The 22,058-nt window shown below is 66.7% G+C and carries 21 protein-coding genes; 17 read left to right on the plus strand and 4 right to left on the minus strand.

Annotated elements, in window-relative coordinates; translation table 11 throughout:
- Positions 1-581 precede the first annotated feature (581 nt).
- The 6 genes from lepB (at position 582) to C1Y63_RS00425 (ending at position 6,466) form a co-directional block, all read left to right on the plus strand.
- Positions 582-1,331: a signal peptidase I gene (lepB, locus tag C1Y63_RS00400; protein ID WP_106014562.1), complete on the plus strand. Its 750-nt coding sequence runs from the start codon at positions 582-584 to the stop codon at positions 1,329-1,331.
- Positions 1,332-1,582: 251 nt separating this feature from the next.
- Complete coding sequence (locus tag C1Y63_RS00405) at positions 1,583-2,266, plus strand: ribonuclease HII (protein ID WP_106014486.1); 684 nt, start codon at positions 1,583-1,585, stop codon at positions 2,264-2,266.
- Positions 2,267-2,306: 40 nt separating this feature from the next.
- On the plus strand, positions 2,307-2,612 hold the full coding sequence (locus C1Y63_RS00410; RefSeq protein ID WP_106014487.1) for a DUF2469 domain-containing protein: 306 nt from the start codon (positions 2,307-2,309) through the stop codon (positions 2,610-2,612).
- A 368-nt stretch (positions 2,613-2,980) separates the two neighbouring features.
- Positions 2,981-3,778 (plus strand): hypothetical protein, encoded by a 798-nt coding sequence (locus C1Y63_RS00415; protein WP_146128811.1) that lies wholly within the window; start codon positions 2,981-2,983, stop codon positions 3,776-3,778.
- Positions 3,775-5,025: a DNA-processing protein DprA gene (gene dprA, locus C1Y63_RS00420; RefSeq protein WP_106014489.1), complete on the plus strand. Its 1,251-nt coding sequence runs from the start codon at positions 3,775-3,777 to the stop codon at positions 5,023-5,025. Before C1Y63_RS00415 ends, dprA begins: the two co-directional genes overlap by 4 nt.
- Before the next feature lie 466 nt (positions 5,026-5,491).
- Positions 5,492-6,466: a tyrosine recombinase XerC gene (locus C1Y63_RS00425; RefSeq protein ID WP_106014490.1), complete on the plus strand. Its 975-nt coding sequence runs from the start codon at positions 5,492-5,494 to the stop codon at positions 6,464-6,466.
- A 42-nt stretch (positions 6,467-6,508) separates the two neighbouring features.
- Here C1Y63_RS00425 and C1Y63_RS13255 read toward each other — a convergent pair whose 3' ends face one another.
- On the minus strand, positions 6,509-7,768 hold the full coding sequence (locus tag C1Y63_RS13255; protein WP_106014491.1) for a peptidoglycan DD-metalloendopeptidase family protein: 1,260 nt from the start codon (positions 7,766-7,768) through the stop codon (positions 6,509-6,511).
- Between the two features lie 533 nt (positions 7,769-8,301).
- Between C1Y63_RS13255 and rpsB the strand changes: the two genes are divergently transcribed.
- Both rpsB and tsf read left to right on the plus strand, forming a co-directional pair.
- A complete protein-coding gene (rpsB, locus tag C1Y63_RS00435) occupies positions 8,302-9,117 on the plus strand; it encodes a 30S ribosomal protein S2 (RefSeq protein WP_106014492.1) in 816 nt (271 codons plus the stop codon).
- Between the two features lie 330 nt (positions 9,118-9,447).
- Positions 9,448-10,278 (plus strand): translation elongation factor Ts, encoded by an 831-nt coding sequence (gene tsf / locus C1Y63_RS00440; RefSeq protein WP_106014493.1) that lies wholly within the window; start codon positions 9,448-9,450, stop codon positions 10,276-10,278.
- 158 nt (positions 10,279-10,436) lie between these two features.
- Here the strand turns inward: tsf and C1Y63_RS13140 are convergent, their stop codons facing one another.
- Complete coding sequence (locus tag C1Y63_RS13140; protein ID WP_255414014.1) at positions 10,437-10,568, minus strand: hypothetical protein; 132 nt, start codon at positions 10,566-10,568, stop codon at positions 10,437-10,439.
- Between the two features lie 145 nt (positions 10,569-10,713).
- Here C1Y63_RS13140 and C1Y63_RS00445 point away from each other — a divergent pair, with 145 nt between their 5' ends.
- From C1Y63_RS00445 to C1Y63_RS00460, 4 genes are all read left to right on the plus strand, one after another.
- Complete coding sequence (locus C1Y63_RS00445) at positions 10,714-11,718, plus strand: M48 family metallopeptidase (protein ID WP_233195501.1); 1,005 nt, start codon at positions 10,714-10,716, stop codon at positions 11,716-11,718.
- A 278-nt stretch (positions 11,719-11,996) separates the two neighbouring features.
- Positions 11,997-12,683 carry a UMP kinase gene (pyrH, locus tag C1Y63_RS00450; RefSeq protein WP_106014564.1) on the plus strand — a complete coding sequence of 229 codons (687 nt, stop codon included), beginning with the start codon at positions 11,997-11,999 and terminating at the stop codon, positions 12,681-12,683.
- A 138-nt stretch (positions 12,684-12,821) separates the two neighbouring features.
- Positions 12,822-13,379 carry a ribosome recycling factor gene (gene frr / locus C1Y63_RS00455; RefSeq protein ID WP_106014494.1) on the plus strand — a complete coding sequence of 186 codons (558 nt, stop codon included), beginning with the start codon at positions 12,822-12,824 and terminating at the stop codon, positions 13,377-13,379.
- A gap of 212 nt (positions 13,380-13,591) precedes the next feature.
- Positions 13,592-14,497, plus strand: a complete 906-nt coding sequence (locus C1Y63_RS00460) for a phosphatidate cytidylyltransferase (protein WP_369831000.1) — start codon at positions 13,592-13,594, stop codon at positions 14,495-14,497.
- A 194-nt stretch (positions 14,498-14,691) separates the two neighbouring features.
- Here C1Y63_RS00460 and C1Y63_RS00465 read toward each other — a convergent pair whose 3' ends face one another.
- Positions 14,692-15,084 carry a lipopolysaccharide assembly LapA domain-containing protein gene (locus tag C1Y63_RS00465; protein ID WP_106014496.1) on the minus strand — a complete coding sequence of 131 codons (393 nt, stop codon included), beginning with the start codon at positions 15,082-15,084 and terminating at the stop codon, positions 14,692-14,694.
- 201 nt (positions 15,085-15,285) lie between these two features.
- Here C1Y63_RS00465 and rlmN point away from each other — a divergent pair, with 201 nt between their 5' ends.
- Complete coding sequence (gene rlmN, locus C1Y63_RS00470) at positions 15,286-16,395, plus strand: 23S rRNA (adenine(2503)-C(2))-methyltransferase RlmN (protein WP_106014497.1); 1,110 nt, start codon at positions 15,286-15,288, stop codon at positions 16,393-16,395.
- A gap of 193 nt (positions 16,396-16,588) precedes the next feature.
- Here the strand turns inward: rlmN and C1Y63_RS00475 are convergent, their stop codons facing one another.
- The gene (locus C1Y63_RS00475) at positions 16,589-17,011 is read right to left on the minus strand and encodes a DUF2631 domain-containing protein (protein ID WP_369831002.1); all 423 of its coding nucleotides are present in this window, start codon (positions 17,009-17,011) and stop codon (positions 16,589-16,591) included.
- A gap of 327 nt (positions 17,012-17,338) precedes the next feature.
- On the opposite strand from C1Y63_RS00475, the gene dxr reads away from it, so the two are divergent.
- The 4 genes from dxr (at position 17,339) to ispG (ending at position 21,986) form a co-directional block, all read left to right on the plus strand.
- Entirely contained in the window at positions 17,339-18,568 is a 1,230-nt protein-coding gene (gene dxr / locus C1Y63_RS00480) for a 1-deoxy-D-xylulose-5-phosphate reductoisomerase (RefSeq protein WP_106014499.1), read from the plus strand.
- Positions 18,569-18,737: 169 nt separating this feature from the next.
- Positions 18,738-19,007, plus strand: coding sequence for a hypothetical protein (locus C1Y63_RS00485; protein ID WP_146128812.1), 270 nt, complete (start codon positions 18,738-18,740; stop codon positions 19,005-19,007).
- 306 nt (positions 19,008-19,313) lie between these two features.
- Entirely contained in the window at positions 19,314-20,504 is a 1,191-nt protein-coding gene (locus tag C1Y63_RS00490) for an RIP metalloprotease (RefSeq protein WP_106014565.1), read from the plus strand.
- A 348-nt stretch (positions 20,505-20,852) separates the two neighbouring features.
- On the plus strand, positions 20,853-21,986 hold the full coding sequence (gene ispG, locus C1Y63_RS00495; protein ID WP_106014501.1) for a flavodoxin-dependent (E)-4-hydroxy-3-methylbut-2-enyl-diphosphate synthase: 1,134 nt from the start codon (positions 20,853-20,855) through the stop codon (positions 21,984-21,986).
- Positions 21,987-22,058 lie beyond the last annotated feature (72 nt).

Here is a 22,058-nt window from a genome sequence, read left to right on the forward strand (position 1 = left end):
CTGCCTTGAACTACAGCCTGTGCGGGCTGTTTCTCGGGCTATTTTTCCCACCTGGTGGGCGGTATTGTTCGCCGTGCATGGGGTGGGCTAGGGGGCTGTGTCTCTGCGCGGCGCTTCCCAGGGAGGTGTGGGGAGCGCGGGTGGGGTGAGGGATATCCCACCCTGGCGTGGTCCCTTGGTGGTGTCCGCCCCCGTCGACCGGAGTCCCTCGCGTCGTCGGTGGCGCGGCAGGATGGGGCACCCGTGGGGTCGGGTGAGCCCGTGGGGGTGCATAGTCTGGGAAAACAGCACGAAGTTGCTGAGGAAAAACCGGGCTGCACGCGACGTGTCCCCGCCGTGGGCCTGGCGCCGGCAGCGGGGGAGAAGCTGCGTGTCGGGATTCAATCGTGCAGGTCACGGGCGTGCTTCTGGGGTTGTGGCAGTGGGTTCGCGAGTGCCGCGGGCCGTGGGGTGGGCGCATGGTTGTCGGCGTGGTGCCCGGCCGATGGCTGGTAGAGTTCAGCTTCGTGATTTCCACTGCCAGCATCACGCCCGGTGGCAGTGCGTCCACTGAAGCGTTCACCTCGAAAGGCATCGCAGGCATGAAGAACAAGGAGGCCGGCAAGGCCACCACCCGCGAGAACAAGCAGCGGCCCTGGTACATCGAAATCCCGATCGTCATCGCGATGACCGTGGTGCTGGTGTTCGTCATGCAGACCTTCATCGGCCGCATGTACGTCATCCCCTCCCAGTCGATGGAGCCGACCCTCCACGGCTGTGCCGGCTGCAATGGTGACCGCATCTTCGTGGACAAGATCACCTACGACTTCTCCGACCCGAAGCCCGGCGACGTTGTCGTGTTCAAGGGGCCCGACTCCTGGAACGACCGTTACGTGTCGCGCCGGAGCTCGAACTCGGTGCTGCGGGCCGTGCAGAATGCCGGCTCCTTCCTCGGGTTTGTTGCCCCGGACGAAAACGACCTCGTCAAGCGCATCATTGCCACCGGTGGGCAGACCGTCCAGTGCCTTGAGGGCGACCAGGGGGTCACCGTCGACGGCCACACCATTGACGCCTCCTACACGCTCACCCCGCCGGCGCACCCCGTCGATCCCCGCACCGGCAGCGAGGCCTGCGGCGGCGACTACTTCGGCCCGCTGACCGTCCCGGAGGGCAACGTCTTCGTCATGGGCGACAACCGCACCAATTCGGCGGACTCCCGCTACCACATGGGGGATGAGTTCCAGGGCACCGTTCCTGAAGACAACATCATCGGCAAGGTGCAGGCCATCGTGTTGCCGCTGGGCCGCATGGGTCGGGTTCACTCCGTCGACCTCGACGCCGCCCAGCAGTAGCATCTCCTGTGTGCGTGCATCCCTTGTTTTCTTAAGGTGGGCGCGCGCCTCGAGCCGGTGTGTTCTCCCTTCTCGCCTTCTCCCGTGTGGGGTGGGCCCAGGGGAGGAGACACCGGCTGTGTCATGTCCACCCTGTGCCCATGGTGAATCGCTCAGGTGCCCGCCGTCATTCGTGACTCGGGCGCGGCGACGTGCCACGATGAGGCACATCACTTGTGTGTCGGCTCGCGTTGTGTCGTGAAGGAGGGCCCATGCGGCGGTTGAAACACCTACGCACCCACGAGGTTGCGCTGATGAAGGCGGGCCTCGGGCCGGTCGCTGGCGTGGATGAAGCTGGCCGTGGGGCCTGCGCGGGGCCCCTCACTGTCGCCGCGTGCATCCTCCCGCCCGAGCCCGTAGCCGCGCTGGCGGAGCTCACCGACTCCAAGAAGCTGACTGCTGCCGCCCGGGCCCGCCTGTACCCACTGGTGCAACATCACGCGCTGGCCTACGCAATCGTCTTCATCAGCCCCCAGGAAATCGACCGTTTGGGCCTCACCCACGCCAACATCGGCGGCATGCGTCGCGCGGTGGCCGCGCTCGGCGTGGAACCCGGATACGTGCTCACCGACGCGATGAGCGTCGGCGGCCTGCGGCAGCCGTTCCTGCCGATGATCGGCGGTGATGCCACCGTCCGCTGTATCGCCGCCGCCAGTGTGCTTGCCAAGCACTCCCGCGACGTCGCCATGGGCGAACTCGACGAGGTGTATCCCGGCTACGGGCTGGGCGGCCACAAAGGATATGGCACTGCGGCACACATGGATGCGGTGCGCCGCCACGGCGGCACCCCCATCCACCGCTATAGTTATGCCAACGTTGCCGCAGCCCACAGTGCCTGGCGTGCTCGCAAGGAGTCCGCCGCCGGCTGCGGAATCACGGAGGGCGACACCCCGTGAGTTTTTTCTTTCCCACCACATCATCCGAAGCTGGAGAACCATGAGCGCAGAGGACCTGGAGAACTACGAGGCTGAAGTCGAACTCTCCCTGTATCGGGAGTACCGCGACGTCGTGAGCCAGTTCTCCTACGTCGTCGAAACCGAACGCCGCTTCTACCTTGCGAACGCCGTGGAGCTGATTCCCCGCTCCGCCGGGGGCGAGGTCTACTACGAGCTGCGCATGTCGGACGCCTGGGTGTGGGACATGTACCGCTCGGCGCGTTTCGTGCGCTACGTCCGCGTGATCACCTACAAGGACGTCAACATCGAGGAACTCGACAAGCCGGAAATCACCTTCCCGCAGTAGCACCTCACACACACCACGCAACGGCAGTCGTTGGAAAGCAGTACCCCTCCTGCTTCCCGGCGGCTGCCGTTGTGCGTGCGCGCACGAGGGGCTTTCCCAGGGGCGTGTGGGCAGGGTCGCAGGGGTGGCGCAAGCCTGTGCCGGCCGGAGACTTCACCGCCCGCCGGGGTGAATCGGGGGAGGTGTGGGGGTGACTTCTCCGCGGGATCTGTGGACAACGCTTGCCATGGTGGGTCCGCTGTGGACAAGTGTGCTGACCCGGCGCGCAGCACCGTGGGTGGTGCGGGCACAGTGTGGGCACCCCGCGGGAGTGCGCCTCCTCGTGCGCAGCACCGGCTGTGCCCGCACCCCGCGGGGGAGGAGGACCCATGACGACTCCCAATCACATCCCGAGCGTTTCGTCGCCTACGGCTGTCAGTGGCTGTGCCGCGCCCGCGTGCAGCGTGGCGCAGCAGGTGCCGGAGGGGGTGCCTGTCGCAGCTGTGCCTGCGGAGACGTGGAATCAGGAACCCCGTGACGCCGCCCAACTCAGCCGCTTCGGCGTGGAGGTCGGCGTGCGCGCCTACACGGCCGCCGGTGGGGAGATTCTGCAGCGTTCCCCAAAGGTGCACGACGGTCGCGCCGACCTGCTGGTCTTTTTGCCGCCCGGCTGCGCAATGACCCCCGGCATCTTGAGCGATGATCCCCAGCTGCCGTTGCGGCAGTCCACGCCGCCGCCGGGTGGTGAGGATGCGCCCCCGGGAGTGGGAGCGCTCGTTGTCGTCGACGTGAGCGTCCGCCGGGGCACGTCCCTGGGGCGACGGCCGTTTATGAGTGCGCCGAAGGCTGCCCGGTTGCGGGCTGTTGCGAAGGCCAGTTTCGCCCAGTGGCGGGCGCAGCACGGCGACGAGGCTGCCACCGGCCTGCGGGTGTCGTATGACGCTCTCGTGGTCTACGTCCGCGGGCAGCGCGCCGAGGTGGTGCTGCACCACGACATCCTTCCGCAGGTCGAACCCGGCCGCCAGGCGCTCGTGCACGGCCGCACTGGTACCCGTGCACCCCACAGCCAGGGCGCCGGCGCGTCGGGTGGTGCCCGCATCAGCGCGGTGATCCCCGTCGGCAGTGTGCCGATCGTGCCCCGTATCGTTGCCCGCACGCATCGGCCTGCGCAGGCGGTGACTCGATGAGCGCCCAGCACACCCCGCGACACGTCCCAGGTGTGGGCACTGCTGCGCTGGGGCGGGTCACGAACCCCACCGCCCGGCAGTGGGCAGTCACTTTCCTCCAGGCCAAGCTTGGCGGGCCGCACCGGGGAATCAGTGAACTCATCGCGCAGGGGCACACCCCCGAGGAGATCGTCGAGCAGTGGAATCACATGCACGACGGCGAGCTGTGGCGGGAAGGCCTCGGCGGCTACGCGGCACTGAAAGACTGCAATGTGCTTAGCCATGATCCGGCCGACATCTTTGAGCGTGGCGTGGCCGCCGGCGGCCGGCTCATCCTGCCGGGGGATGCTCAGTGGCCCGCGCAGCTGGGCGAGCGCTTCCAGTTCCTTTCCGCCGTCGGCGAGCAGCACCCCAAAGCCAAAGACCCGGCCGCCTGCCTGCCTCTGGGGCTGTGGGTTCGTGGGGGCAACCTCGCCGAGCTCACCCGCCGCGCGATGGCCATCGTCGGCACCCGCACCCTCGACCGCTACGGGCACGACGTCACCCGCAGCTTCGTCACCGAGCTCTGTGCCCAGGGCTACACCATCGTGTCCGGGGGTGCCCTCGGCGTCGACGCCATCGCCCACCGCACCGCACTCGAGCACGGCGTGCCCACGATCGCGGTGCTTGCCTGCGGCATCGACCAGGTCTACCCCGCCAAACACCGCGCACTGTTCCACGACATCGTCGACGCCGGCGGGGCGGTCGTCAGCGAATACTGCGCGGGCATCCCGCCCGGACGGCACCGCTTTCTCACCCGCAACCGGCTCGTCGCAGCCCTCGCGGTCGGCACCATCGTCACCGAAGCTCCCTGGCGTTCCGGGGCGCTGAACACGCTGAGCTGGGCAGCGGCCCTCGGCACGGTCCCTATGGCGGTCCCCGGGCCCGTGAACGCCACCGCCAGCAGAGGCTGCCTCGAAGCCATCCGCCAAGGCCGCGCCAACCAGGTATCCTCCGTCGCCGAAGTCCTCGAACTGTGCGCGCCCCTGGGCACCATCGACGCCGAAGAGGAAACAGCAGCACTGTTTCCCGCACGCGCCGCCCAGCAATTAAGCCGACTGCAGCTCACGGTGCTCGACGCTGTCGGGCACGAACCGGCACCGACGGAGACCGTGGCGCGCCGGGCGGGGGTAGCGGAGGACGCGGCCGGAGTGGTGCTGCTGGAATTGGAGAAACTGCAGTTGGTGACCCTTGCGCAGGGGCTGTGGGCCCTGCCGCGTCTGTGGTGAACGGGGGTAGAAACCCACAGGGCCTAAAGCAAAGGCTTGCATAACCGCAATAGGCCAACTAAAGTTGGCCAGGCAAGCCTCAAGTAAGACGCTGTCGAGGGTTCGGGCTGGATTCCTCGGCACCTGCGTTTTACACCGCACATGCGTACAACCCGGCGTCGGGTCCTGCTCGAACGCTGCATGTTCCAACATTGCTCGCGGGTATGCCTTCCTTCCAGGTGGTCCCATCCGGGCAGGCCAGTCTCACGGCGCCGGGGAAATCATCAGCAGCCACGTTTCGTGGCGGCGGGTGTTTCACAGGTGTGCTGAACGGGTACTTGCACATTTTGGGTGAGTCAACAGTGGCGCATCCGCCCCACAAACCCACGCCGAAGTTGTCTTCGGCGCGGGGGCGAGGGGTGGGTGCGCCATTGTGCATTGTCAGGCCTCGCTGGGGCGGTCTCTGGGGCGGCTACACTGCAGTGTCATGACCGTGCCAGAACGCTTTGCCCGCGCCGTCGAGGACTTCGGGGAACACCTCGACAAGGTGGAGGGGCGGAGTCCCGCGACGGTGCGAGGCTACACCCGCGACTTGCTTGACCTGGGAACCCATCTCGGGGAGATCGACGACTTCACCGTCGACACCATTCGCTCCTGGCTGGCGCTCGGGGTGGAACACGGCTGGAAACGATCGACCATCGCCCGCCGCGTCGCGAGCGTGCGTGCCTTCAGCACCTGGGCTGCCCGCCATGGGCTCATTGCCCGCGATGTGGCCGCCCGCGTGGTGGCGCCGAAGGCCGCGAAAACGCTGCCGACGGTGCTGTCGAGCCAGGCGGCCGAGACGTTTCTCGCCGCAGCCGGGGAACCCACAGCGGGCAGCCGTGCCCGTGGCGACGAGCAGCAAGAACTCGCGCCTGCGGATCGGGCCGAAGCACTTCGCGACCAGGCCATGATGGAGCTGCTCTACGCGGCGGGTATGCGTGTCGCCGAACTTGTCGGCATGGACATCGCCCACCTCAACCTCGCCCAGGGCACCGCGCTGGTCACCGGTAAAGGCAACAAGCAACGCTTCGTGCCTTTTGGTGAACCCGCGGCGCGCGCCCTGGAAGCCTGGCTCGATGACGGCCGCAGCATCCTCGCGCAGCCGGGGGAGACCGCGCTGTTCGTGGGGCGGCGCGGGCGCCGCATCGACGCCCGCCAGGTGCGCCGCGTGGTCTCGCGACTCGCCGACGAGATCGGCGCCCAGGGGCTGACCCCCCACGGCTTGCGGCACACCGCCGCCACCCACCTGCTGGACGGCGGCGCGGACCTCACCACGGTGCAGCACGTGCTCGGGCATGCTTCCCTCAACACCACGCAGATCTACACCCACGTGTCCACCCAGCGCCTGCGCGACGCATTTTTTGGCGCTCATCCTCGCGCGCACCTCACGGAGAGCACCGAGGGCGATGGTGGGCAGTAGCCCCCAGGTGCCGATGCGGCCAGGCCGTGGGGGTAGCGGACTCTAGCGTGCCGGGGTCGGCTTGAGCCGAATTACCGGGCGCTGCAGGAGTGACAACGGATTGATGTAGCTCTTCCGCCCGGTACGGGCACCCCAGCCGAGCCCGGGGTACCCGTCAACGCTCGGCGCCAACCGGCCAATGACCACCCCCGCCTGGACGACGTCGCCCCGGGACACCAGGGCGTACACCGGCTCGTACGTCGTGCGCAGGCCCTCCCCATGGTCGATGCTCACCACGGGCTTCCCGGCAACCACCCCGGCGAAGGCGACGGTGCCCTCCCCGGCGGCAAACACGGGCGCGCCGACCGCAAGCTCGAGGTCGACGCCCCGGTGGCCGGGCAGCCACGGCTTGTCCGGATTGTCGAAACCGCGCAGCACCCGAGGCGTGGCGTGCGTCGCCGACGTGGGCGAGAGGAACACCCCGTACCGGGACGACAAGGCTGCTGCCGGTGCCTCCAGCGCCTCGGCGGGAATCAGATGGTTCTCCCAGGGGGCGAAGGCCGCGAGCGACAGCGTCAGCGCGTAGCCGAAAGCACGGACGGAAAGATTGCGCACCTTCACCCGGCGGGCCACCACAGGCCCCTGCCGGGCGGCAGCCGTATCCGGAGTAGCAGGCTCCGACGGTGTGCTGTCTTCTCGGGGTGCGGCGTCCTCACTGTGTCGACTCGATGCCGCGTGCTCACTGCTGGCGACGTCGCGCGGCGGCGGGATGTCGCCGGCATGGGTCGAGCACGTGTTGTCCTCGGTGGGCGTGCTGCCCGGGGTGGCGGCGCTGCCCTCCTCGGATAGGAACTTGTCCACCACGGACGCGCCACTGCAGCGCGCCCACGCCCGCTGCAGCAGGGGAAGGTCCTCCTGTGCGGGTCCTGCGGAGTCCGCCTCAGGAGAGCCGGCCGTGCCGCGCGGAGCACGCCCCGGGCGCGGCTCGTCGCGTGTCGGCGGCGCCGACTGTGCGGTGGAGGAGGCCGCGGGCGCGGGACCGGAAGGCGCAGTGGGGGAGGAGGCGGCCGGGGCCTCCTCCGGCTGCAGTCGCGCGGCCACCCGGGAGGCCACGGTGGCGAGCCGGCCACGCACGGACCTCACCGCGCGCGGCAGCCTCGGATTCGCCGGCGCGCGGTGCCGGCCCACCGCCGGGCGCGTGCGACGGGCGGTGCCGTGTGCATCCGCCGTGGCCGCAGCCTGGGCGCAAACCACCGCCGGAGCGCTGCCGCGGTCGGGGTTGCGGGTCGAAGAATTCAGGGACAACGTGAAAGAGAACAACATGGCTCATAGCCTGCACGGTTTCAGCACACCATGCGAGGGATCGCGGGCGAGCCTGTGGATAACTCCCTGTGAGAGGTGTGACCACTGGGGCGCGTGGAGACAATCTGCAGGCCAGGGCGATAACGCATTTGTGGATAACGGGGGCAGTTCATTATGCTTAGCCGCTAGCAGTGTGTCCGATCGAGCATGCGGTACGAGACAACCCTGACTCACCCACTCCCCACAGGGGGTGCGATGAGAAAAACGGGAAGCGTCTTGTGCCTTTTTCTTTTGCTCCGAACGAACCGCTGACTTCGCGCGGAGACCGCACCTCACCATGCGGCAGCGACCACCTCGTACCCAGTACGAATGGTCGATGCTTAGCGAGGCGCATCACCCCCGGGAACTCCACCGGTCCCCACGTGTCGCGAACCACTGACGTGGATTCGTGTGCGTTGGGGCGGAGATGCCGGGCGCTCCGCCAGGGCACAGTCACACGATGACCTGTGCAAAGAAAACCAAAAGTCTCAATTTTTTAAGGAAGGGAGCATCCCATGGCAGTCGTTACCATGAGCGAGCTTCTCGACGCTGGTGTCCACTTCGGTCACCAGACCCGCCGTTGGAACCCGAAGATGAAGCGCTTCATCTTCACCGACCGCAACGGCATCTACATCATCGACCTGCAGCAGACCCTGACCTACATTGATCAGGCCTTCGAGTTCGTCAAGGAGACCGTTGCCCACGGTGGCACCATCCTCTTCGTCGGCACCAAGAAGCAGGCCCAGGAAGCCGTCAAGGGCGAGGCTGAGCGTTGCGGCATGCCGTACGTCAACCACCGCTGGCTCGGCGGCATGCTGACCAACTTCCAGACTGTCTCCAAGCGCCTGCACCGCATGAAGGAACTGCAGGCCATGGATTCCGCTGAGGACGGCTACAAGGGCCGCACCAAGAAGGAAATCCTCATGCTGACCCGCGAGCGCACCAAGCTGGAGCGCGTCCTGGGCGGTATCGCCGACATGTCCAAGGTGCCCTCCGCACTGTGGATCGTCGACACCAACAAGGAGCACATCGCCGTCGCCGAGGCTCACAAGCTCAACATCCCCGTTGTGGCTATCCTCGACACCAACTGCGACCCGGATGTTGTCGACTACCCGATCCCGGGCAACGACGACGCCATCCGCTCCACCTACCTGCTGTCCCGCGTGATCTCTGAGGCCGTCATCGAGGGCAAGAAGGCCCGCGCTGACCGCGAGCAGGCTGCCGCTGTTGAGGCTGCCGGCGACGCCAACAAGACCGAAGAGGTTGCCGCCAAGGTTGAGGTCGCCGCAAAGGTTGAGGCTCCCGCCGAGGCCGCTGCCGAGACCGAGTAAACACACTCGCCTACGGCATGCATTTTCGCCCCCAGCATGACACCGCTTTGAAGAGTCACGGCCGACGCGTCGCGCTCGGTGTGATGGTGGGGGCGTTTCACGCGTGAACCCCGGCGGGGACACGCGCACCGTGAACCACAGGAACAGCCAGTGTGAGACACTGGGTTCATCCCACACCCACACGTCGTCGAATTATTCTCGACACGTGCTGTGGGGTGGTTCCGCCTGACTTTCCCACCCCGACCGCACCACAACGATCAGTGATCGTTGACTGTGGCCCCGGGTGAGGGGAGTACCACAACCCCCCAACAACAAGGAGGATCGCCGCACATGGCGAACTTTACCGCTGCAGACGTTAAGAAGCTCCGCGAGATCACCGGCTCCGGCATGGTGGACTGCAAGAAGGCTCTCGCCGAGACCGACGGCGACTTCGACAAGGCCATCGAGCTGCTCCGCATCAAGGGTGCTAAGGACGTCGGCAAGCGCGCCGAGCGCACCGCTGCCGAGGGCCTCATCGCCGTCGACGGCAACACCATGATCGAGGTCAACTCCGAGACCGACTTCGTGGCCAAGAACCAGGAGTTCAAGGACTTCGCCGCCAAGATCGCCGCCGCTGCTGCTGCCGTCAAGGCCAACACCGTCGAAGAGCTCAAGGCCGCTGAGGTTGAGGGCAAGAAGGCGGAGGAGGCTCTGCAGGAGCTGTCCGCCAAGATCGGTGAGAAGCTGGAGCTGCGTCGCGCCACCACCATCGAGGGCGACAAGGTTGCCGTCTACCTGCACCACCGCGCCGCTGACCTGCCGCCGGCAGTGGGCGTTCTCGTCGCCTACGAGGGCGAGGGCGAGGCTGCTGAGCAGGCCGCTCACGCCGCCGCGATGCAGGTTGCCGCGATGAAGGCTCGTTACCTCAACCGTGAGGACGTTCCGGCTGACGTCGTCGAGAAGGAGCGCGAGATCGCTGAGGCTACCTCCCGCGAGGAGGGCAAGCCGGAGGCTGCTCTGCCGAAGATCGTCGAGGGTCGCCTCAACGGCTTCTTCAAGGATGTCTGCCTCAACGAGCAGGCTTCCGTGACCGACTCCAAGAAGTCCGTCAAGCAGGTCATGGACGAGGCTGGCGTGAAGCTCACCGGCTTCGCCCGCTTCGAGGTTGGCCAGCACAACTAAGCGCTAGCGCCCACACGCGCTGTCGTGATCACCGCACCCTCCCGGGTCTTCACCGGGAGGGTGCGGTTTTTTGCATACCTTGGCGCTGCACGCGGCTGGGGTGCAACGGCGCGTCGTGTATCCGGGCTGTACCTCTGGGCCGCGCGTGCGGTGGGGCTTTAGCCGCACCCTGTCTCCGAGGCAATAGCCACGTAGTGCCAACTCAGGGTGCGGCCGGGCATGGGGTTGCCGGCACTGCCTGCCGTCTGGGAGGTGGGATGAAGATCTGCGCCCAGGGGAGTGGAAGCCACGCCCCGGGTGTGGAGCCGCTCGTTTCACGTACGGCGTGTTGGCCGCAGGTGGGAAAGATGACACTATGGGGTGCTGCTGTGCATCAACCGCACAGGGCGCGTTTTCTTCTTCTCCAGCCCACCTCCGCACACCTGAAAGACCCCTATGGACACTCACCTCCCGAGCGCCACCCCCGGCGCAGCAGCCGCACCGAACATCGGTGCCGCACCTGAGCACGCTAGCCTCGCCTGCCGCGAGTCCCTGGCGGCACTGCCGCCCACCCCGCACGCACCGGGCAAGCCACTCGGTGGCTTCGCCTCCACCGGCACCCTCGACACCTCGGCCCCCACCGTCGCCCAGCTGCGTCACCGCTGGGAAATTCCGATGCTGGCCCTCGGCATCGTGCTCACTGTCATCGTGCTCGCCCTGGTGGCCGTCCTGCTCATCATGGGAGAGACCCCGAGCGAGTTTGCGGCCGGCGTCGTGCTCGGTGTAGTCGGCCCAGTAGTCGCCACGGTCCTCATCCGCTACCACTATTGGTCCACCATCTCCAGCGCCGTGGAATGCACGCCACGCCAATTCCCGGAGCTGTACCAGGTCTACCGGGATCTCGCTCTAGAGATGGGCTTCCGTGAGGACGGGGAGGGCCTGGAGAAGCTGCCTCGCCTCTACATCGCCAACGGCAACGGCTCGATGAACGCTTTTGCCGCCAAGTGTCGCCTGCGCCGCGGCTACGTGGTGCTCTACTCCGACATCGTCGACATCGCCTACACCCACGGTGACTTCGGCGCGATGCGATTCGTGCTGGCCCACGAACTTGGCCACATCAAGTGCCGCCACGTGTCCCTGTGGCGGGCCGCGATCCGGCCGGTGATGGAGGTGCTGCGCCTTGAACCCTCGGTCACTCGCGCCCAGGAATACACCGCCGACCGGGTGGCCCTCTATTACGCCCCCGATTGCGCCGACTCCATGGTGCTGCTGTGCGCCGGCAAGCACCTCACGCACCGGGTGAACATGGACGAGTATTACAAGTCCATCGACGCCCACAAGGACGGCTTCTGGCTGAAGCTGTCGAACTTCCTCGTCGACCACGCTGTCGGCTTCCGCCGCATGCAGGCCATCCGTGAGGCCAAGACCCACGGCTGGGACGTGCACGGCAAGATGCTCTAACACCCGTCGCACTGATTGCCTGCGGCACCCACCACGGCGAAGGATTACCCCAGCGGTGCTCCTTCGCCGTCGTGCATCCAACACTCCGCACACGGCCGACCGGATGCCCGGGGAGGCAAACCTGCGCCAGGGCGGTAGGATAGCGGGAGAAAAAACCAACGCCCACGCACTCCACCCGCCCGCCGGCATCGCCCGGCGCACACCGGGGTGCGGCAGGGCCTGCCCGAGGAGTGGAATACGCCGTGACCGAAACCCAACGCCAAGGCTTCAAACGAGTCATGCTCAAGCTTGGGGGTGAAATGTTCGGCGGCGGCAACGTCGGCATCGACCCGGACGTCGTCGAAAACGTCGCCCGCCAGATCGCCGAGGTCGCCAAGGCAGGCACCGAAGTCAGCGTCGTCATCGGCGGCGGCAACTTCTTCCGCGGCGCGCAGCTGCAGCAGCGCGGCATGGACCGCAACCGCTCCGACTACATGGGCATGCTCGGCACCGTCATGAATTGCCTCGCCCTCCAGGACTTCCTCGAGCAGCAGGGCATCGACTGCCGCGTTCAGACCGCCATCAACATGGCCCAGGTTGCTGAGCCCTACCTGCCGCTGCGCGCCAAGCGCCACCTGGAGAAGGGCCGTGTCGTCATCTTCGGTGCCGGCATGGGTATGCCGTACTTTTCCACCGACACCACCGCCGCCCAGCGCGCCCTCGAAATCGACTGCGACGTGCTGCTCATGGCGAAGGCTGTCGACGGTGTCTACGACTCCGACCCGCGCACCAACCCCGATGCCACCCTGTTCAGCGAAATCACCCCCGCCGAGTGCATCGCGAAGGGCTTGAAGGTCGCCGACGCCACCGCGTTCAGCCTGTGCATGGACAACAACATGCCGATCCTGGTGTTCAACCTGCTCACCGACGGCAACATTGCCCGCGCGGTCAGCGGCGAACGCATCGGCACCCTCGTGCGCTCCTGATAAACTAGCCCGCAATGTTTTGCGCGCCCCACAGCCGGCACGAGGTCGGCCTCGCGGGCGCTGCAACGACGCTGTCACCACTACACTTCGCCGCGCGGGGGCTACCCACCCGGGCGGAAGTTTGACAAGGAAACACCCATGATTGACGACACTCTGCTTGAGTCCGAAGACCGCATGACCCACTCCGTGGAGCACGCTCGTGAAGAGCTGACCACCATCCGCACGGGTCGCGCGAATCCCGCCATGTTCAACGGCGTGATGGCTGAGTACTACGGCACCATGACCCCGATTACTCAGATGGCGACCATCTCCGTGCCGGAGCCGCGCATGCTGCTCATCAAGCCCTACGAGATGTCCGTCATGGGCGAGATCGAAAACGCCATCCGCAACTCCGACCTTGGTGTCAACCCCACCAACGACGGCCAGGTGCTGCGCGTGACCATCCCGCAGCTCACCGAGGAGCGCCGCCGCGACATGGTCAAGCTCGCCAAGTCCAAGGGCGAGGACGCCAAGATCGCCATCCGCAACATTCGCCGCAAGGGCATGGATGAGCTCAAGCGCATCCAGAAGGACGGCGAGGCCGGCGAGGACGAGGTCGTCGCCGCAGAAAAAGAACTCGACAAGGTCACCGCGAAGTACGTCGCCCAGGTCGACGAACTTGTCGCGAAGAAGGAAAAAGAACTCCTCGAGGTCTAAATCGGGCCCTTTGTCTACCGGCCCTTTCCCAGACCACCCCTCAGGGGCTGCGTCTGGGCCTCACACCGCACTCGTGAACACCTTGTGGGCCGGGAGCCAGCGAGCCGCAGCACACGCTGCCGCCAGCGGGCCCCGGCCCACGCGCATGAGCAACCCCACCGGCATCCACCGCGCGCATGGTGCGATGCCACCGACGTCAGGAGCACCCCACCGTGAGTGACGACTCCCCGGCCGCACCCGCTGCCGACCGCAAAACCACCGGCCATGGCGTCCTGCCGAAGCCGAAAAACGGTGCCGGCCGCGACCTGAAGGCCGCCATTACTGTCGGTGTCAGCCTCGGCGCGCTGGTGCTCCTCGCCATCGCGTTCGCACCCATGGGCTGGTATCTGCTCGTCAGCGTCGCCATCGCGATCGGCACCTGGGAAGTGTGGCGCCGCCTGTCGGAGTCCTCCTGTGTGATCTCCGGGGCCACGCTCATCCTCGGCGGCCAGGCCATGGTGTGGCTCTCGTGGCCCTTCGGTGTGAAGGGAGTGGCGGCCGCCTTCGTCACCAGCGTGCTCGCGCTGATGTTCTCCCGACTGTTCGTCAACGGCCGATTCGTCGCCCCCACGAACTACCTGCGGGACACCGCCATCGGCGTCTTCGTGCTCGCCTGGATCCCCCTGTTCGGTTCCTTCGCCGCCCAGCTCAGCTTGGTGCACACCCAGGACAAATCCCCGGGGCTGTTCATCGTCACGTTCATGCTGTGCGTCATCGCCTCCGACGTCGGCGGCTACGCTGCGGGCGTAATGTTCGGTTCCCACCCGCTGGCCCCGGCGGTGAGCCCGAAGAAGTCCCTCGAAGGCTTCGCCGGCTCGGTGGTGCTCGGCTCCCTCACGGGCGTGCTGTGCGTCGTGTTCCTCTTGGATGACGAATGGTGGCTGGGGCTTGCCCTGGGCCTCGGGCTCGTGGTGTGTGCCACCCTCGGCGATCTCGTGGAGTCTCAGTTCAAGCGCGAAATCGGCATCAAGGACATGTCCGACCTATTGCCCGGGCACGGCGGCCTCATGGACCGCATGGACGGCCTGCTGCCGGCGGCCATGGTGACCTGGCTGATTCTGTCCTTCATCGGCTCCTAAGCATTGAGCCACTGCGGTCTTCACCGCAGATACGCACGAGCCCCCACACGGCAGTGGTGTGGGGGGAGCACCACGAAACCCCCAACTCATACGACAGCCCGCACTCGCTCCACCTGGTGGAGAGGGTGCGGGCTATCTGTGTGGCCAGAGGCGCAACGCCACGGTATCGGGCGTGCGTGCCGCGGTCTGTGAGGTTAGTTGCGGCGTGCGGCGCGCTTGACTTGGCGGCGCAGCTCCAGCATGCGGACGCCACCCACGAGCGCCATGATGAGCGCGCCCAGGATGGCGGCCAGGAGGAAACCCACGCCGGCGGGCACAGTGCCGGTCCAGGTGAACAGGGTAATTTCCACCTTCTGCTGGTTCTGCAGAATAAACACCAGCAGCCCGATGAGCAGCAGCAGGCCCGCGATGAGGGCGACCCAGGTGCTACCCGCAAACGAACCCTTCACGGGGCGCTTCGCCGGCGCCTGCGGCGCGGGCTCGACGGCGGCCGGAACCGCAGCGGTGTCGGCGGGGGAGAGGTCCATGGTGGTCTCCTCCAGCGGTTCCTGGGTGGGGTCGTTCGGGGAATACGAAGGTGTGGTCATAGGACGTATTGTCCTGGGCGCAGACAGGAAAAAGCAATTTCCCGTACACCTCTCCGATCGCCTTGAGCCCCGCCGGGGTCTCGGGCGGGACCACACGCCACCGTGACGGCCTCCGCGGGGTTGGCTGTGGTGTGAACGCCGCTATAGGCAGCGGTGCTGGGTGCGGGGTTTTCGGGCGCGACGTGGCAAGATGGTTGGGCTATGACGACATCCCAGCCCACCGCCGTTCCGCTTGTATTCACCGCCCCGAAAAAGGGGATGCCCCCGAAGCACTTCGCCGACCTCGACGACGAGCAGCGCAAGGAGGCGGTGCAGGAGCTGGGGCTGCCGAAGTTCCGCGCCAACCAGCTGGCCCGCCACTACTACGGGCGACTGGAGGCCGACCCCCGCACCATGACGGACCTGCCGGCTGCCGCCCGTGATGCTGTGGCCGACGCCCTGTTCCCGGAACTCATGCACCCGGTGCGGAAAGTCTCCGCCGACGCGGGGGAAACCACCAAAACCCTGTGGCGGCTGCACGACGGCACCCTGCTGGAGTCGGTGCTCATGCGCTACCCGGACCGGGCGACGCTGTGTATCTCCTCCCAGGCGGGCTGCGGCATGGCATGCCCCTTCTGCGCGACCGGCCAGGGCGGGCTGGACCGCAACCTGTCCACCGGTGAGATCGTCGACCAGGTGCGGGCCGCCGCCCGCGAAATGCAGGACCGGGGCGGCCGCCTGTCCAACATTGTCTTCATGGGCATGGGGGAGCCGCTGGCGAACTACAAGCGGGTGGTCTCCGCGGTCCGTCAGATCACCAATCCCACCCCTGATGGCTTCGGTATTTCCCAGCGCAACGTCACCGTCTCCACGGTGGGCCTGGCACCCGCCATCCGGAAGCTTGCGGACGAGGACCTGTCGGTCACCCTCGCGGTGAGCTTGCACACCCCGGACGATGAGCTCCGCGACACCCTGGTGCCGGTGAACAACCGCTGGTCCGTCGCCGAAGTGCTCGACGCCGCCCGCTACTACGCCGACAAGACTGGCCGTCGGGTCTCCATCGAGTACGCCCTCATCCGCGACATCAACGACCAGGATTGGCGGGCGGACATGCTCGGCAAGAAGCTGCACAAGGCACTGGGCTCCCGGGTGCACGTCAACCTCATTCCGCTGAACCCGACCCCGGGCAGCAAGTGGGACGCCTCCCCGAAGGACCGCCAGGATGAGTTCGTGCGCCGCGTCATCGCCCAGGGCGTGCCGTGCACTGTGCGTGACACCCGCGGGCAGGATATCGCCGCCGCCTGTGGCCAGCTCGCCGCAGAAGAGCGCTAACTCCGCCACATCGACCCACTGGCCCGGCCCCGGAGGAACTCCTCGGGGCCGGGCCAGTGGCATAGGTGGGCGGGGTGCGGGTGTGTGCCGGGGCGAGCGTGTCGCCTGGGGTGGGGAGACGACACAAGCCACCCAACGAGGACACGTGATGGTCCTCGGGGTGGCTTGTGACAAGCGGTGGGGGAGAAAACCCTTAGGCGATCGCCTTGCGGCCCGGCACGGTGGAGGGCTCGATGTTCAGGGAACGCAGCTGGGAATCGGTGAGATCCTCGTACACACCAGACAGGGTCTTCTGGTCGTACGCCCAGTCGGGCTCCTGGTGGCCGGCCGGCTTGTTGTGGGCGGTCACGGTGCGAGACTGCTTGAACTTCGGCTCAAACAACTGCCACAGCAGACCAAGAGCGATCAGCGCGGCAAGGGCGAACAGCCAGATGGTCTCGACGTGGCCGTGGTGGTTGCCGAAGTTGTAGACCAGGAGGAACAGGACCGACACCCAGCCGGCCTTCTGGACTGCGCCGCGCCCAATGTCGTGCCAACCCCAGGCTGCCGACGGCTCGTCCAGGGTGCTGACGCCGTTGTGGACTTCGGGGACGGGGGCGTGGGAACCTGCCACGATGTTCTCCTTGGCTTGAATGTGTGGGGAGTGTGAAAAGACGGTATCGAGTGCGTCGAGGTCACCGCCGGGCGTACATCCGTCGGTGACTACGCGTGGTCACTCGTGCACGCTCCGGCTGGGGTGTCCCCGACAGTGTCGGGTGCGCCGTCGCCACCTGTGAGCGTGCTGTTATCAATGGCTCCTATTTTTGCACACCCCCGCAGGGGAAACCACTCTGCGGACCGTGCGGGAGGGCTCTCGAGGGAAAATCCGTACATCCGGATGCCCCCGATAGGGGGTGAGTGCAGCTGCGGCGGTGGTGGCAGCATGCGTGAAAGAATGAAGCCCATGACGACTCATTCAGTTTCCTCCGCCGCCGATTCCGCCGCCGGCACCCCCTGGGTGCTGCCCGAAGGCCCCCGCCGCATCGTGCTGCTGGGGTCGACGGGTTCCATCGGTACCCAGGCCGTGGAGGTCGTGACGGCAAACCCCGAGTCCTTTGAGATCGTGGCGATCGCCGCCGGTGGCAGCAACCCCGCGCTGGTCGTGGAACAAGCGCGTCTGTTGGGCCTGCCCCCGGAGCGAGTCGCGGTGGCTAGCGAGGAGGCAGCCGCGGAGGTCTCCACCGCCCTGGGCGGCACGGTGCGCAGCGGCGCGCAGTGCGCTGAACAACTCGTCCGCGAGATCGACGCCGACGTGGTCCTCAACGCGCTGGTGGGCTCCATGGGACTCGGGGCAACGCTGGCGACCATCCAGCGGGGGATGACTCTGGCGCTCGCGAACAAGGAGTCCCTCGTCGCCGGTGGTGCGCTGGTCATGGGCATGGCCCAGCCTGGCCAGATCGTGCCCGTCGACTCGGAGCACTCGGCCATGGCACAGTGCCTGCGCTCTGGGTCGGCAGATGAGGTGTCCCGGCTGGTGCTCACCGCCAGCGGTGGGCCTTTCCGCGGCTGGACCCGCGAGCAGATGTGGGACGTCACCCCGCAGCAGGCGGCCGCCCACCCCACCTGGTCGATGGGGCAAATGAACACCCTCAACTCCGCCACCCTGGTCAACAAGGGGCTGGAGTTCATCGAGGCCTCCCTGCTGTTCGGGATCCCCGCAGAGCGTATCGACGTCGTCGTGCACCCGCAGTCCATCATCCACTCGATGGTGACCTTCCACGACGGTGCGACCATCGCCCAAGCCTCTCCGCCGAGCATGAAGCTCCCCATCGCGCACGCGCTGGCCTACCCGCACCGTGTCGACCGGGCACAGCCGGCATTGGATTTCCGTGATGCCTTCTCGTGGGACTTCGAACCCGTCGACAATGAGGCATTCCCCGCAGTCCAGCTCGCCGCCGAGGTCGTCACCAAGGGCGGCACCTGGCCGGCGGTGTACAACGCCGCCAACGAGGAAGCTGCTGAGCAGTTCCTCCGCGGCGCGTTGCCCTTCCCCCGCATCGTCGACTGTGTGGCGGATGTCCTCCAGCGGGCGGATGCCTTCGCTGGCATGCCGGCCAGCGTCGATGAGGTGCTTGCCACCGAAGCTGCGGCACGCGCCGCCGCCCACGACGTTCTGCGCGGATACGTCAACTAACCCCACCTCCACGCCGGCGACGGTGGAGGGGCGCACCCTAGCCGCAGCACAGGTCAAGCCCCGCAGCCCCGCCTGATGCGGTTGTGGCTGCGGCGACCGGCATGCCATGGAGAGCGGACAACCAGCGCACATGCGATATCCCCGACGCAAGCGCGGCTACACTCAAGACATGTTGAGCATTCGTGAAGCCGCAGCGTTGGTGGAACCATTCTTTGCAGGGTTCCCGTTGTCCAAGTACGTGATGCGGCACGACGATGACATCGTGTTCTGCCCGCATTCCCCTCAGATGGTCGTTGGCTTGCACCCGGTCGGCGTCCATCGTCGCACTGGCGAGTTATTCATCCGGACATCCTCCGCAGCGGAATTCCCTGACTGGTACTGGAACGGCACGTGGGAACTCATGGAGGATGCTATCGCTGACGAAGAGTCGCGAAGCTAGCAGCCTGCAGCCGATCTGCGGGGGATGGGTCCTGCGCAGGGGCGGGCTTCGGTCCGCGGGTGCGAAAACAGGCAACCACGCGGCGGGGGAGTGGCAAGCAGTGGGCTCGTGCTGGACACCGTGCACCGGTTGCCAGAGGATCCACAGCAGACCCACGGGGTTTTTCCCACCGCAGTGCAGTAGGCTGCACCACGGCAGACCGCCCAAGTGCGGTGTGTTGTGAGTTTGTTGTTCGTCGCCGTCGTCGAAGGCTGGGGCCTTCCGAGGCACTTGTGAGGTGTGTTTTCCGTGGGTTTTTTCATCGGCATGCTGATCTTCGCTGTCGGCATTGCCGCCACGATCGGCCTGCATGAGCTCGGCCACATGCGCGCGGCACTGGCCTGCGGCATGGTGGTCCGCCGCTTCTACATCGGATTCGGCCCCACCCTGGTGAAGTTCCACCGGGGCGGCATTGAATACGGTCTGAAAGCCATCCCCCTGGGCGGTTTCTGCGATATCGCTGGGATGACGATCCATGACGACCTGGGTGATGTGCCCGCGGCCAAGGCGATGTACAACAAGCCGGCCTGGCAGCGGATTTTTGTGCTGCTTGGCGGCATCCTCATGAACCTGCTGCTGGCATTCGTGTTGATCTACTCGGTCGCGGTCACCGTGGGGCTGCCGAATCGGGACGCGGTGGTGCCTCCGGTCATTGAATCCACCGGCTGTGTGCCACCCAGCCAGCAGGAGGACGGCAGCCTGAGCGAGTGCACGGGCGAAGGGCCGGCCGCTGCGGCGGGCATTAAGGCCGGCGACCTGATCCGCGCCGTGGACGGCACCCCCGTGGAATCCTTCGCAGAGCTCCGCGCAGCGCTGCAGGACAAGCCCGGGCAGACGGTCGCCCTGGAGGTCGCGCGCGGTGACGACACATTGACCGCGCATGTGACCCTGGAGTCTGCGACGCGTCGCCTGCGCAACGGTGAGGAAATCACCGTGGGCGCCGCTGGTGTCGTGGGGCGCGCGCCCACCCTGGAGCTCACCCACTACAACGCGCTGACTGCCTTCGGTGGCGCAGCCGAGTACTACGGGCTGATGTGTGAGGGCACCGTCAAGGGGCTTGCGGCCTTCCCCGGGAAGATCCCCGGGGTGGCGGCGTCCATCATCGGCGCCCCGCGGGATGAGGAAAGCCCGATGTCCGTCGTTGGTGCGACTCGCATCGGCGGCGAACTCGCCGAGCAGTCCCAGTGGCCGACCTTCGTCATGTTGCTCGCGTCGCTGAATTTCTTCCTGGCGCTGTTCAACCTCCTGCCGTTGCCGCCGCTCGATGGTGGCCACATCGCGGTGGTGCTGTACGAAAAGCTGCGTGACGCACTGCGCCGCCGCAAGGGGCTCGCCCCTGCGGGGCCGGCAGATTACATGAAGCTCATGCCGCTGACCTACACGGTGACCGCGCTGCTCCTCGTCCTCGGCGTTGTCACCATCGCCGCCGACATCATCAACCCCATCCGCCTGTTCTAACTGCGCGTCACAAGCGCCCTGTGAGGCAGGTCGGTGACGCTGGCCTCGGCGTTATTTTTCTGCCAGGCGGTGCTAGAATCGGCCCCCATCACCCCCGGGCAGCCCCCGGTGCCGACCGCCACCTGTGTCACAGCGTGGACGGTGCCGGCCCAGGCGCGTCACGAGCACCACACTGTGTTCCTGCGGGGCGTGCCACGGATGAGGCCCAGCCCCTTTTTTGTCACCTCGTCCCGTGTGATGCCGGCCGCGGCTGATGTGCGCCGGCGGTGGCACCCGATATTTTTTAACATCCGCTGTTATAAGGAGCGTTGTCGCACCGTGTCTCACCCCACCTCTATTGGTCTTGGAATGCCTGAAGCCCCGCTGCCGACCCTGGCTCCGCGGCGCAAGACCCGCCAGCTGATGGTGGGCAAGGTTGGCGTCGGCTCGGACCACCCGATCTCGGTGCAGTCGATGACGACCACGAAAACGCACGATATCAACGCCACCCTGCAGCAGATCGCCCAGCTCACCGCGACGGGCTGCGACATTGTGCGCGTGGCCTGCCCGAAGACGGTGGATGCGGAAGCGCTGCCGATCATTGCGAAGAAGTCGCCGATCCCCGTGATCGCCGATATTCACTTCCAGCCGAAGTACATCTTCGCCGCCATCGACGCGGGTTGCGCGGCCGTGCGTGTGAACCCGGGCAACATCAAGGAGTTCGACGGGCGCGTGAAGGAGGTCGCGAAGGCGGCCGGCGATGCGGGTATCCCGATTCGTATCGGCGTCAACGCGGGTTCCCTCGACAAGCGCCTCATGGAGAAGTACGGCAAGGCCACCCCGGAGGCTCTCGTGGAGTCCGCCCTGTGGGAGGCCGGCCTGTTCGAGGATCACGGCTTCGGTGATATCGCGATCTCCGTGAAGCACAACGACCCGGTGGTCATGGTGGAGGCCTACCGTCAGCTGGCTGCGCAGTGTGACTACCCGCTGCACCTCGGTGTGACGGAGGCGGGCCCGAAGTTCCAGGGCACCATCAAGTCCTCGGTGGCTTTCGGCGCGCTGCTTGCTGAGGGCATCGGCGACACCATCCGCGTGTCGCTGTCCGCCGACCCGGTGGAGGAGATCAAGGTTGGCGACCAGATCCTGCAGTCGTTGAACCTGCGTCCCCGCAAGCTGGAGATCGTGTCCTGCCCGTCCTGTGGCCGCGCCCAGGTGGACGTCTACACCCTCGCCGAGGAGGTCACTGCCGGCCTGGAGGGCATGGAGGTGCCGCTGCGCGTCGCCGTCATGGGCTGTGTGGTCAACGGCCCCGGCGAGGCCCGCGACGCTGACCTTGGTGTTGCCTCCGGTAACGGCAAGGGGCAGATTTTCGTCAAGGGTGAGGTCATCAAGACCGTGCCCGAGGCCCAGATCGTCGAGACCCTCATTGAGGAGGCGATGAAGATCGCCGAGACCATGGACGATGATGCCACCGGTTCCCCGGAGGTCACCGTCACCGGCTAGCCACTGGCGCCTGGCCCCGACACGCCACCCCGGCCAGAACACCGCCCCCGCGTGCGGGTTCTGGCCGGGGTG

Origin of the sequence: Corynebacterium sp. 13CS0277 (genome assembly GCF_002994655.1) — a bacterium.
Classification (GTDB): domain Bacteria; phylum Actinomycetota; class Actinomycetes; order Mycobacteriales; family Mycobacteriaceae; genus Corynebacterium.